This is a genomic window from Nonomuraea mangrovi (genome assembly GCF_042681425.1).
Classification (GTDB): domain Bacteria; phylum Actinomycetota; class Actinomycetes; order Streptosporangiales; family Streptosporangiaceae; genus Nonomuraea; species Nonomuraea mangrovi.
In genome coordinates this window covers 231,195-243,572 of the sequence record NZ_JBHUFV010000050.1, presented here as the reverse complement: position 1 = coordinate 243,572, position 12,378 = coordinate 231,195, and the positions used below count along the sequence as shown (strand labels likewise).

The window sequence follows — 12,378 nt, the reverse complement described above, 5'->3', positions numbered from 1 at the left end:
CCCAGATTGCTGTCGCCAGCCAGATGTCGAGGTGGTTCGAACGCGCAGGTCCCCGGATTCGCCGCCTCGCGTCGCGCCGACCGGGTGTGGGCCGAACGGGGCGAGCGGATTCGGGGAGACAGCCGTGCTGCCCACGCCTCGCGACGTGAAGCATGATGCAGCGATATCTGGCTGACAAGCACGCACCCAACAAGGGGGCATCTGGTGCGGCTACCAGCCTAACATCACCAGCGCACACGGCTATTCCCTGAAGGTCTAAGAGGCATCAGCGTGTCTCGGGGAACTGAACGGTCGCACCGTGATGGTCGACGTCCATGAGCTGGATGTGCCAGTCACTACCCACTTCTGGCGCGATCGAATCCTGCGCATCCGATGTCGAAAACGCAAGGATCGTGGGACCCGCCCCCGAAACGGTGGCGGGCACGCCCATGGCACGCAGCCGTTTTACCAGATCGGCGGTCCGCCGCATGGCAGGCGCGCGGTATTCCTGGTGAAGACGGTCTTCCGTGCCGGCCAGCAGCAGCTCACGTTCGGGTCGCCCGGTCAGCGCGGCGATCAGCAACGCGGCCCGCCCCGCGTTGAAGGACGCGTCCTTGTGGGGCACATCCTTGGGTAGCAGCCCCCTTGCCGCCTCGGTGGACAGCCGCGTGGCGGGTATCAGCACGACAGGCCTGACGTTCGCGTCGGGGACCAGCTTCACCATACGCGGAGCTCCGACCTGGTCCGTCCACGCGATGGTGAGCCCACCGGCAAGGCAGGGGGCCACGTTGTCCGGATGCCCTTCCATCTCGGTGGCGAGGGCGAAGACGTCCTCGTCGCTCAGCTCCGTTGTTCGCTGAGAGCCGAGCGGCGCCACGCCTCCCTCCGGCGTGTACGGCAGGCCCGCCAGCGCCCTGGCGGCGAGGATCCCCGCGCAGATGGCGGCCGAGGAGGACCCGAGGCCACGCGCGTGCGGAATCCTGTTGCGGCACAGCAGGCGGATTCCCGCTGGTTGCGGCGCGTCCATCCGGTCGAAGGCCCTGCGCATGGCCTGGACGACGAGGTGGTCGTCGCCGAGGTCGAGCTCTCCGAACCCTTCGCCCTCGACCGCGACCTCCACCGCGCGCCCGCCGCCCGTCGGCGTGAACAGCGACGCCTCGATCTCGTCATGGAGGCTCAGGGCCAGGCCGAGGGAGTCGAATCCGGGGCCAAGATTCGCCGATGTCGCCGGAACCCGGACGATCACCCTGCTGTCGGTCATGCATCTCCTAAGGGTCGCCGTGACGGCGGGCGCCGGAGTCCTGCTGGGCGGCGCGCCTTCGGCGGACGGCGCCCCGTGACCACGGAGGCGCCGAGCCGGCCTGCCGTACGGAAGAGAGAAGGATCAGTCGAGGCCGAGCGCGGAGGCCGCGGCGTGGACGTCGATGGGGATGGTGACGGGCGCGGGCGCGCCCGAGATCGCCCAATCGGGGTCCTTCAGCCCGTTGCCCGTGACCGTGCAGACGATGCGCCGGCCCGCCTCCACGAGTCCCTGGGCGTGCGCGTGCAGCAGCCCCGCGACGCTGGCGGCCGAGGCGAGCTCGACGAACACGCCCTCCTCCTGCGCCAGCAGCTTGTAGGCGGCGGCGATCTGCCGGTCGGTCACCGCCTGGATGAGGCCGCCCGACTCGTCGCGGGCCGCCTCGGCGAGCTTCCACGACGCCGGGTTGCCGATCCGGATGGCGGTGGCGATGGTGTGCGGGTGGGTGACGGGGGCGCCGTTGACGATGGGCGCCGCGCCGCTGGCCTGGAAGCCGAACATGCGCGGGGAGGTGCCGTACTCCTGATAGCCCATCCAGTAGGCGGAGATGTTGCCGGCGTTGCCGACGGGGATGCAGTGGATGTCGGGCGCGGCGCCGAGCGCGTCGACGATCTCGAAGGCGGCCGTCTTCTGCCCCTGCAGACGGTAGGGGTTGACCGAGTTGACCAGCGCGATCGGGTAGTTCTCCGACAGCTTCCTCGTCATCTCGAGGCAGTCGTCGAAGGACCCCTCGACCTGCAGCAGCGTCGCGCCGTGCACGAGCGCCTGCGCGAGCTTGCCCATGGCGATCTTGCCGCGCGGCACGAGCACGGCGCAGGTCAGCCCCGCGCGTACGGCGTAGGCGGCGGCCGAGGCCGAGGTGTTGCCCGTCGAGGCGCAGATGACCGCCTTGGCGCCCTCCTCCACGGCCTTGCTGATGGCCATGGTCATGCCGCGGTCCTTGAAGCTGCCGGTCGGGTTGGCGCCCTCGACCTTCAGGTAGACCTCGCAGCCCGTCAGCGTGGAGACGCGGTGGGCGGGGACGAGTGGCGTGCCGCCCTCAAGGAGCGTGATCACGGGCGTCGTCTCGCTCACCGGCAAGCGGTCCCGGTATTCCTCGATGAGGCCTCGCCATGCCCTGGTCATGATTCGCTCCTGCGACTACCTGCGGTGTTGGGCACAGAGTCTACGGCCACCGGGCTCACTCGGCGGTACGACCGTCCACCGTTTGGACAGACTCTTCCGCCAATACCCAGCAACCCCGGATAAGGTCTCCCACAGGGGACGGGGAGGGCTGTAACCACCATGACGGCGATGAGGCAGAACGACTACTCCGCACTGACGCCGCCGCGACTGGGCGAATGGTCGCCCTCGCTGTCGGTGAGCGTGGTCGTCCCCGCGCACGGCGGCCCGCATCTCGACCTCACGCTGGCCGCGCTGGCCGGGCAGACCTACCCCGAGCACCTGATGGAGGTCGTGGTCGTCGACGACGGCAGCGAACCGCCGATCACGCTGCCGGAGATCAGGCCGCTCAACACCAGGATCGTCCCCGTCACGGACGGGTGGGGCATCTCCACCGCCGTCAACACCGGGGTGAAGGCCGCCGACGGCGAGATCATCCAGCGCCTCGACGCCGACATGGTGGCCTGCCGCGAGCACATCGAGGCGATGGCCAGGTGGCACCACGTGTCGGACTACGTGGTCTCGATCGGGATGAAGAAGTTCGTCGAGAAGCCGCCGCTGACGCCGAAGCAGGTCTACCGGGCGACGGACCTGGGCGGCCTGTTCGACCTCGCGTCGGCGATCCCGAGCTCGACGGAGGCGACGATCGAGAAGACGGACGGGCTGCGCAAGAGCCGTAATCCCTACCACGTGTGCACAGGGCCGACGTTCGCCCTGCCGCGGGAGGTGTTCCACGCCGTGGGCGGCCTCGACCCGCACGTCCTGCGCGGCGAGGACACCGAGTTCGCCTACCGGCTGGCGATGCACGGCGTGGTGTTCGTGCCGGACCTGGAGGCGCAGGCCGTCCATCTGGGGCTGCCGGCGCAGCACCGCGACCGCGAGCGGGCGGTGCGGGTGGTCGAGCCCTTCCTCGCGCACCGCATCCCGCTCCGCCGCGACCTGCGCAAGGACAAGGGCAGGCGATGGCTGGTGCCGTACGTGGAGATCGTCCTGGACGTCACGGACACCTCCGAGGCGACGGTACGGCAGGCGGTGGCGGCCGCGCTCGACGGCAAGCTGCAGGACGTCGTGGTGACGCTCGTCGGCCCCTGGTCGCGGCTGCACGACGGACGGCGGTCGGTGCTCGGCGACGCGTGTTTCGAGCTCAGGGTGATGCGCGAGCTCTACGCCCATGACGATCGGGTCAGGCTCATCGACGAGGCGGCGCCGACGCCCTCGCCGACGCCGTTCCGCTACGTCGGCCCCGTCGACGTCCCCCTGCACAGGGCGACGCTGGAGCGGATGGTCGAGTCGGTGCAGAAGGACCTGGCGGGTGTGCTGGTCGTCGACCTGCCCGACGGGCGCACGGCCAGGCTGGAGCGCACGTCGGCGCTGGCTCGCGCGCGGCTGCTCGTGCCCGGCGGCGCCGAACCCGACGAGATCATCGAGGTCACCCACGGCATCAGGCGCGAAGGCCCCGACCGCTACTGGCCGGCGCCCGCCCCGCCCAAGCCGGTGTCGATCCCCGCGCCCGTGCCCACTCCGCCATCCGCCCCGCCCGCCGCAGGGGAGCGCACGCTGCTCCGCCGCCTCAAGTCCGCCCTGCGCCCCAACTGACGGCTTCCGCCGCAGGCCCCGCAGGCGGGCGCCGGTCAGTCCTTCTTGCGCAGCGCGCGGCGCAGCGAGGCGGTGAGGGCGGCGCGCAGACCCTGCTGGACGCGCCCGGCCGCGGCGAGCTCGCGGCGCAGCGAGCCGACCTCACGCCGCAGCTCCACCGCGCTCTTGCGCCACTTGCCCGCGTCGTCGCGCCACCGCGCCACCTGCCCGCGTAGGCGCTCCACGTCCGCGCGCAGCTTCTCGACCTCCGCCTGGGCGTCCATCCTGGCCCGGTAGACGCTCCCCCTGCCGGGGATGTCGCGGGTCTGCCTGGTGAACCCGTAGGTCTCCCCCGCCACCCAGCGAACGCCGAACACCGAGTCCACCGCGTCGTCGAGGTCCTCCTCGGGGCCCGCCACGATCGCCGCCCTGGCGTAGGCGGCCGTGCGTTCCAGCCTGGCCGAGACGATGCCGGACGCCGACTCCGCCAGCAGCACGTCGACCAGTCCCTGCCCCTCGCTCCCTGCTACGTCGAGCAGGCGTGCGAGGGTGTCGGCGCCCGGCACCCACCCCGCGGGCACCCGCAGCACGTACGGCACGGCCGGCTCGACCACGTCGTCGACCGCGAGGCGCACCCTGCCCTCGTGGGCGTAGTGCCCCTGCGCCAGCACCAGGTCGAGGTTGGGGTCCTTGAGCGGCGCCCGCCTGTCGCGCGCGAGCGAGTCCCACGGCCCGACGAGGGTCACCCGCACGTCGGGGACCGTCCCCGCGAGCAGCGCGTCCACGGTCGCCCGCACGTCCTCGTAGGCGGCGCCGGCGGCCTCGACGACGGCCTCGACGAAGGGCACCTTCCACTGGCGGCCCGGGTGGGAGCGGAGCCACCGGTAGGCGGGGATGCGGTCGGCGACGGTGGCGTGGCTGACCCTGTCGATCGGCGCCTTGTCGCGCATCCGCATCGTGGGCCCCAGGTGGTAGGCGCGGGCCAGCGGCTCGGGCACGAACACCGCGCCCGCCTGGGCCAGGCGGTAGCCCATCTCGGTGTCCTGGCCCAGGATGAGCTCCTCGTCCATGGGGCCGGCCGCGGCGATCAGGCGGGCGTTGACGGAGGTGGCGCCGCCGACGTGGAGGCTGAAGGGACGCGTGGGGTTGGCGGTGAGACCGTCGGTCCGCTCGACCAGGTCGACGATCCACTTGTGCGGCTCGGCGGGCTCGAAGCTCCGCTCCAGGTCGTCGGGCAGTTCGGCGGGCACCGGCGCGGAGGTGAAGCGGATGTAGCCGGTGACCACCAGGTACGGCGCGGCGTGGTGCCAGCGCATGTGGGCCTCGAGTGCCCGCGGCGTGAGCACGACGTCGGAGTCGAGCCAGTGGACGACCTCGCCCGACGCCACGGCCAGGCCCGCGTTGCGGGCGGTCGCCCGGCCCGGCTCCTCGCAGACGACCAGCTTGACCCACGGAGGGACGCGCAGCGCGGGGTCGCTGCCGTTGTCGACGACGATGACCTCGGTCAGGTGGCCCGGATAGCTCTGCCTGGCGAGCCCTTCGACGACCAGGTCGAGCTTGTCCTGACCGCCGTACGCGGGGATGACCACGCTGACGCTCATGGTGGGGGTCCACGAGCCCAGCGTAGGCACGTCGAGCGTGCGGTAGTCGTTGCCCCGCACCCGAGGAAGGATCATGTGGTTTCCATGAGCAGGCTGGGCCGGAAGCCGCGCCACTGGTTGTGAGCGACCTTGAGGAAGTGCGACAGCGGGAGTTGCCACGTGTGCCCCTCGCTGAGCGAGCGGCGCAGCACGTAGCCGAGGCCGTGGGCGCGGTAGATGCGGGCGCCGTCGGCGTGGCGGGACTTCAGCAGGGCGGCGTCGACGCCGCGCGTCAGCGGCTCGAAGCCGGGGAAGGCGTCCCTGTCGAGCAGGATCGTGCCGCCCGCGACGAAGTCGCTCCACACCTCGCTCCTGTAGGAGGTCCGACGAATCGTGGTCAGGAGCGGCTCCAGGTAGAAGAACTCGGCCGCCGTGCCGACGATGTCGGCGCCGGAGGCGCGCTTGGCGAGCAGCAGGTCGGACAGGTGCTCGGGGCCGTACCAGTCGTCGTCGTCCCACTTGGCGAGATACTCGCCCGAGGCGTGCGAGGCGGCCCTGTTCAGCAGCGCGCCGAACGGCACGGCCGCCTCCGCCGACACCACGCGGATCGGCAGCGGGAACGTCTCGACGGCCCGGCGGGCGAGCGGATGGTCCTCGATGCCGTGCAGCCCGAGCAGCACCTCCGCCTGGACGTGACGCTGCCGCGCGATCTGGCCGAGGGCGGAGCCGAGCAGGTGCGGCCTCATGCTCGACATGACGACGCTGACCGTGGGGGTGACCGACGGCCTGGGCGCGAGCCTGCGCAGCCGTACGCTGTGCTCCTCGCGGCGCAGGTCGGCGACGCATCGGGGGCCGGCCTCCCGCGGCGCGGCGAGCCATGCCCTGTCGGCCAGGAGTTCGCCCAGGTCGGCGGGCACCCATGGGGGCACGGCCGAGGCGGGTTCGGTGGTCAGCGGCACGCCGGCGCAGGCGAGGGAGACCACCCCGTCGAGGACCGCCCGCCGCTCGGGCTCCTCCGCCGACGGCCACTCCACTGACAGCCCCGCCAGCATCCTGAGCGCGTCGGGCTCGGCGAGGGGCGTGCCTTCGACGGTCCACTGCCCGCCCTCCCACCGCAGCGGCGCCATCCCCTGGGTTGGCGTGCGCAGGTAACCGGTCGCCCCTCGCGCGTCCACGGAGGGGGTGGCGGTCATGGGGGCTCCTCCTGCCTTTGTCGTCGAGCGCGCCCACTTTACGCTGACCTGACAACCCGGATGGAGGGGCCATGCCTAACGAGCACCTGGAGCTGCAGGTTCCCAGGGATCCTCCAGAAACTTGTGGCACCGTAGTGACCCACCTTGACTATGGTGTAAATGTCCGGACTTTCCCAGGTTGGCGATTCACAAACATGGAAAGGTATGCGCGGATGCTCTCGCCCCGCCGACTAGCCGCGACCGCAATCCTCGGAGCTCTGGTGCTTGTCGCGCTGGCGATGCCGGCGTACGCGGGCGTACTGTCCTTCGCCGCCGCCCTCGCCGCGGCCGCCTTCCTCCTCGCGCTGGCCGCACTGGCCTTCCTCGTGCTGACCGTGCGCCGCCTGGACGGCAAGGCGCACCGCATCGACGTGCGCGTGAAGAAGATCGAGACGGGCCTCGCACAGACGGCCACGGGGCTGAAGCGGATCGAGGCCCGCATCGACAAGCTCGCGGCCGCCGTCGAGCACGCGGCGAGCAGCCGCGGAGAGGACCTCACCGCCATCCTCGCCTCTCTCGGCGAGGACAGGGTCAACGCGATGACCCACGCCGAGGAGGTGGCCGAGCTCCGGGCAGAGCTTCGCGAGCTGCGCGGGGAGAAGGTGTGAAAGTCCGCCACAACGACTACAGCGTGCTCAGTCCCCCGCCGATCGGAGCATGGACGCCTGAACTGTCCGTCACGGTGGTGATCCCGGCCTACGACTGCCAGGACGAACTCGACAGGACACTGGCGACGCTGGCGACGCAGACCTATCCCGCGCACCTGCTCGACGTGGTCGTCGTGGACGACGGCAGCAGCCCGCCGCTGCGGACGGAGGGCGCCCGCACCAGGGTCGTCAGGGTCGCGGAGGGCTGGGGGCGCGGCAACGCGAGGAACACCGGCGCGCTCGCCGCGACAGGCCAGGTGATCCACTGGCTGGACGCCGACATGTTCCTCGCGCCCGAGCACATCGAGGCGCACATGCGGTGGCACCACCTCATCGACCACGCCGTGGTGATCGGTGACATCGTGTTCGGCGACGACTTCGCGAGCGCGAGCGCGCAGCCGTACACGGCGAAGATGCTGGAGGAGACGCGCAGGCTCAAGGACGCGGGCCGCACCGCCTACCTGCTGCACACGGGGGCGACGACCTCCGTCTCCGCGCGTCTGCTGGCCGACGCGGGCGGCGTGAACCCGAGCCTGAACATGGCCGAGGACACCGAGCTCGGCTACCGGCTCGCGCAGGCGGGCGCGGTGTTCATCCCCGACGGGGAGGCCCGCAGCCTGCACGTCGGGGAGTCCACGGTGATGCGCAGGCAGCAGGACGTGCACAGGCACAACTGGTCCTTCCTCGGCGACCACATCCCCGACCTGCGCTGGCTGAGGAGCCATCCGCGCAGGCAGTGGCTGGTGCCGTACGTGCGGGTCGTGGTGGAGGCGGGCGGCTACGAGCAGACGCGCGCCACGGTCGACTCCGCGTTGGCGGGGTCGGTGCCCGACGTGGCGGTGACGCTGGTGGGCCCGTGGTCGCTGCTGACAGACGAGCGGCGCTCAAGCCTCGACGACCCGCACCTCGACCTGCGGCTGCTGCATAACCTGTACGAGCACGAACCTCGTGTCGGCTTCGCCGCGAGCCCGCCCGAGAGCGTGGCGCCGACGCCGCACCTGGTGACCGTGCCACGCGGATGGGTGCTCGGTGCCGACAGCGTGGCCAGGCTCGTCGCCCACGAGGAGGGGCTGGTCAGCGTGGCACTGGGCGAGGAGGCCGACGGTGTCGTCGCCGCGCGCATGGAGCGTACGTCCGCCTTCTCCAGGGCGCGCAGGATCGGCGGCGATCCGGACACCCTGGTGGACGAGATGTTCGGGTCCACGTGGGTGGCAGGGGCCGACTACGGCATGACCACCGCGGAGGAGGCCGAGCCGCTCGCGGGCGACCCCGCCAAGTGGCGCGCCCTCGCCACCAGGCGCAAGGACGAGATCAAGTCGCTGGAGGCCGAGGTGGCGAAGCTCAGACGGCAGGCCGCGGCCCCCGCCGAGCCGCCGGAGCCGCGCAGGGGCGGCCTGGCGACGTTCCTGAGGCGCGTCATATGATCGCCGACCTGGTGAAAGAGGCACTGGCCCGTTCCGGCGACGTGCGCGTCTTCTACGCGGGCATGGACATCGACGTCGACGGCATCGACCTCGACCACGAGCTGGTCGAGCCGCCCACCGGCACCGAGCGGGCCGACGAGGTGCTGGTGCTCGCGGGAACGCCCGCCGACCTGCGCAGGGTCGCCACCCTGCACAAGCTGCTGCCGGAGGCCGAGCGGGTGATCGTCGCGGTCGCCGACACGCCTGCCGCGCACCCCGCCCCCGTGCCCACGCCGACCCCCGCCCATCGGTGGAGATCACTGGCCGACCTGCGCGTCCACCAGCCGAAGGACCGGGTGTGGGTGGTCGACGCGCGCTTCTCCTCGCCGACCCCCGCAGGCCGTACGGTCACCGCGACCGCCCGCGCCTTCGCCGGGCACCGGCTCGACGTGATCGCCGCCCCCGCCGCCGCCATCGCGGGCGTCGGCGCCGCCGACTGGCGTCCTGGCGACCCCAACGCGACTCCCGCCGAGCTGACGGGCCCCGTGCCCGAGCGTGTCGGCGCGCCCGGCGGCGACATCGTCCTGCGCACGGTCGAGGCCGAGGTGGAGTGGTCGGAGGAGGAGCCGCCGGTGGACCGGCCGACCGCCGAGGCCACCAGCTGGGAGCGGATCGGCCGGCCCGGCGGGACGGGTCTGGCCTCCGTCATCGCCGAACCCTCGATGATCCCGCCGGTCGACGAGCGCCTGGTCAACCCCATGGGCTTCGTCACGACGCCGTCGCGCGGCATGGCCACGCTGGCGGAGTCGGGGGGCAGGTGGTCGGTCGTGCTCGACGGCAGACCTGTGGTGACGTTCGCCGCCTCGGGCGGCGTGACGGACGCGGACGTCGCCAGGCTGCGGCAGATCCGCGGCGTGACGATCGAATGGCGGCAGGCCCACAGCGGCCCGCTGGCGGCCGTGCGGGTGCTGGCGGGCCTGGCCGCGGCGGGGGTGCCCATCGTCGCGGTGGAGGTGCCGCGCTGGGCGGGCGCGCTCGGCGAGCCGCTCGCCTCGCTCGTCACCTCGCCCGCCGACCTGGCCGACGACCTGCGGCGCGAGGAGCACAGCATCAGGCTGCGCCGCGAGGCGCTGCGCACGCACGGCGTGGCCGCACGCTGGGAGCAGCTCGGCGCGCCCGCCCCCGCTCCCCCGCTGACCTCGGTGCTGCTCGCGACACGCAGGCCCGACATGGTCGGCTTCGCGCTGGAGCAGGTCGCCAGGCAGCGCGGCGCGCAGCTCGAGGTGATCCTCGCGCTGCACGGGTTCTCGGCCGGGCACGCCGACGTCGTCGACGCCGTCAAGCGCTTCGACGGGCCGATCACCGTCTTCGAGACGGAGTCGGTGTTCGGCGAGGTGCTGAACGACGCGGCGGCCCGCGCCTCCGGCTCGTTCCTGCTCAAGATGGACGACGACGACTGGTACGGGCCCGACTTCCTGTCCGACCTGCTGCTCGCGCACTCCTACTCGGGCGCCCAGGTCGTCGGGACCGTGCCCGAGTTCGTCTACCTGTCCTCGATCGACGTGACCGTGCACCGCAGCCAGATCACCGAGCAGATCACCAGCTTCGTCGCGGGCGGCACGATCCTGGTCGAGCGGTCCGCCTTCCAGGCGGTGGGCGGGTTCAGGCCGTTGCGCCGCTCGGTCGACACCCAGTTCCAGGAGGCGCTGCAGGCCGCGGGCGGGCAGATCTACCGCACCCACGGCCTCGGCTACGTCCTGCGCAGGGGCCCCGCGTCCAACCACACGTGGCAGGAGCCGATCGGCACGTTCCTGCGGCGCAACAAGCGGCAGTGGCGCGGGTTCAGGCCCAGCGCGCTGATGGAGCCGGCGCCATGAGGATCAGGCGCAACGACTTCGGCGTGCTGGCCCCGCCCGAGCTCGGCACGTGGGAACCCACCATGACGGTGAGCGTGGTCATCCCTGCGCACGACTGCCAGGAGACACTCGACCTGACGCTGGCCGCGCTCTCGGCGCAGACCTACCCCTCCCATCTGCTCGACGTCATCGTGGTGGACGACGGCAGCGACCCGCCCATCGAGGCGCCCTGCAAGGTCGTGCGCGTGCGGGAGAGCTGGGGCAGGGCCGCCGCGGTCCAGGCGGGCCTGGAGGCGGCCGCCGGCGAGGTCGTGCTGGTGCTCGACGCCGACATGGTGCCGCATCCCGAGCACGTCGAGGCACAGCTGCGCTGGCACCACCTGGCCCCCTACCTGGTGGTCCTCGGCTGGATCGACTTCACCCAGCCGCCCTCGCCGCCCACGCCCGCCGAGGTGGCCGCGGGCGTGAAGGACCTGTTCCCGATGTCCTCGCACCGGCACGACTGGGCCGAGCAGATCATCGCCGAGCACGACGGGCTCAGGTCCGCGCCCAGCTCGCTCGTCTCACGGGTGCACGTGGGCGCGACCGTGTCGTACCCGGCGTGGCTGCTGCGCGAGTGCGGGGGCATGGACGTCTCGCTCAAGCTGGCGGAGGACACCGAGCTCGGCTACCGGCTGACGCAGGCGGGCGCGGTGTTCGTGCCCGATCCCGAGGCGCGGGCGTGGCATCTCGGGCTGCCGACGGCCATGCGCTCGTTCGCGGAGCTGAAGCGCTACAACGACCCGTTCGTCGCCGACCGCGTGCCGTACCGGCGGTATCTGCGGGAGGACCAGGGGCGGCAGTGGCTGGTGCCGTACGTGGACGCCGTGGTGGAGGCGGGCTCCTACGAGGACGTCCGCGCGACCGTCGACGGGCTGCTGGCCGGGTCGCTGCCCGACGTGAGGGTCACGGTCACGGGGCCGTGGGAGTGGCTGACCGACTCGCGCCGCTCACCGCTGACCGATCCGCTGCTCGACCTGCGGTTGCTCCACGCCCAGTTCGCCCATGATCCCCGGGTACGGCTGGCGGGCCCGCCCCCCGGCGTGGCCCCCTTCCGGCTGCTGTGCCCGCCCGGCTGGATGCCGGGCCACGACACGGTGGAGCGGCTCGTCGCGCGCCTGGAGGAGACGGACGGCGGCGTGTTGTGCGTCGCGCTGGCCGAGACGTCCGAGGGGGTGGTGACGGCGCGGCTGGAACGGACCGCCGCGCTGTCCAGGGCGGCGCTCGTCATCCGCCCTGGCGAGTCCCTCGACGACGTGCTCGACGAGGTCTTCGGCGTGGAGTGGGTGGACGGCGCCGACTTCGGCTTCACGCGCAGGCCGCGGGTCTACCCGCCGCGCAGGCGGCCGCTGCCCGAGCACGAGCGCCTGGCGCGGCAGCGGGACAAGGAGCTGGCCAGGTGGCGCGAGCGGGCGGCCACGCTGCGCGCCGAGGTCACCCAGCTGCGCAGGGAGGCCGCCAAGGGGCGCAGGGACACCGCTCGGTGGAAGGAGAAGGCCGAGCAGTGGCGGCGGGAGGCGGTCAGGCTCGCCCGCGAGCAGAACCGCACCGTGCTCACCAGGGCGGTCAAACGGGTCAGGAACCTCACCTTCCCCGGCCGCTGAGG

The 12,378-nt window shown here is 72.3% G+C and carries 9 protein-coding genes; 5 read left to right on the top strand and 4 right to left on the bottom strand.

All coding sequences use genetic code 11. The annotated features are described in order from the left end of the window. Nucleotides 1-265: 265 nt before the first annotated feature. Entirely contained in the window at nt 266-1,240 is a 975-nt protein-coding gene (gene thrB, locus ACFSKW_RS33755; protein ID WP_379576735.1) for a homoserine kinase, read from the bottom strand. Nucleotides 1,241-1,363: 123 nt separating this feature from the next. Beyond that, the gene (gene thrC, locus ACFSKW_RS33750; RefSeq protein WP_379576734.1) at nt 1,364-2,404 is read right to left on the bottom strand and encodes a threonine synthase; all 1,041 of its coding nucleotides are present in this window, start codon (nt 2,402-2,404) and stop codon (nt 1,364-1,366) included. 168 nt (nt 2,405-2,572) lie between these two features. Here thrC and ACFSKW_RS33745 point away from each other — a divergent pair, with 168 nt between their 5' ends. Beyond that, complete coding sequence (locus ACFSKW_RS33745; protein ID WP_379576732.1) at nt 2,573-4,036, top strand: glycosyltransferase family 2 protein; 1,464 nt, start codon at nt 2,573-2,575, stop codon at nt 4,034-4,036. A 35-nt stretch (nt 4,037-4,071) separates the two neighbouring features. Here the strand turns inward: ACFSKW_RS33745 and ACFSKW_RS33740 are convergent, their stop codons facing one another. Together ACFSKW_RS33740 and ACFSKW_RS33735 are read right to left on the bottom strand one after the other, a co-directional pair. Next, on the bottom strand, nt 4,072-5,691 hold the full coding sequence (locus tag ACFSKW_RS33740) for a glycosyltransferase family 2 protein (protein ID WP_379576730.1): 1,620 nt from the start codon (nt 5,689-5,691) through the stop codon (nt 4,072-4,074). Next, a complete protein-coding gene (locus tag ACFSKW_RS33735) occupies nt 5,688-6,788 on the bottom strand; it encodes a glycosyltransferase family 2 protein (protein ID WP_379576728.1) in 1,101 nt (366 codons plus the stop codon). Before ACFSKW_RS33735 ends, ACFSKW_RS33740 begins: the two co-directional genes overlap by 4 nt. A 260-nt stretch (nt 6,789-7,048) precedes the next feature. On the opposite strand from ACFSKW_RS33735, the gene ACFSKW_RS33730 reads away from it, so the two are divergent. Genes ACFSKW_RS33730 through ACFSKW_RS33715 form a run of 4 tightly spaced genes read left to right on the top strand, consistent with a single transcriptional unit; the run spans nt 7,049 to nt 12,376 of the window. Beyond that, the gene (locus tag ACFSKW_RS33730; protein ID WP_379576726.1) at nt 7,049-7,435 is read left to right on the top strand and encodes a hypothetical protein; all 387 of its coding nucleotides are present in this window, start codon (nt 7,049-7,051) and stop codon (nt 7,433-7,435) included. Further along, nucleotides 7,432-8,898: a glycosyltransferase family 2 protein gene (locus ACFSKW_RS33725; protein WP_379576724.1), complete on the top strand. Its 1,467-nt coding sequence runs from the start codon at nt 7,432-7,434 to the stop codon at nt 8,896-8,898. The genes ACFSKW_RS33730 and ACFSKW_RS33725 overlap by 4 nt, the downstream gene beginning before the upstream one ends. After that, nucleotides 8,895-10,754 (top strand): glycosyltransferase, encoded by a 1,860-nt coding sequence (locus tag ACFSKW_RS33720; RefSeq protein ID WP_379576722.1) that lies wholly within the window; start codon nt 8,895-8,897, stop codon nt 10,752-10,754. The genes ACFSKW_RS33725 and ACFSKW_RS33720 overlap by 4 nt, the downstream gene beginning before the upstream one ends. After that, nucleotides 10,751-12,376, top strand: coding sequence for a glycosyltransferase (locus tag ACFSKW_RS33715; RefSeq protein WP_379576720.1), 1,626 nt, complete (start codon nt 10,751-10,753; stop codon nt 12,374-12,376). Before ACFSKW_RS33720 ends, ACFSKW_RS33715 begins: the two co-directional genes overlap by 4 nt. Nucleotides 12,377-12,378: the final 2 nt, after the last annotated feature.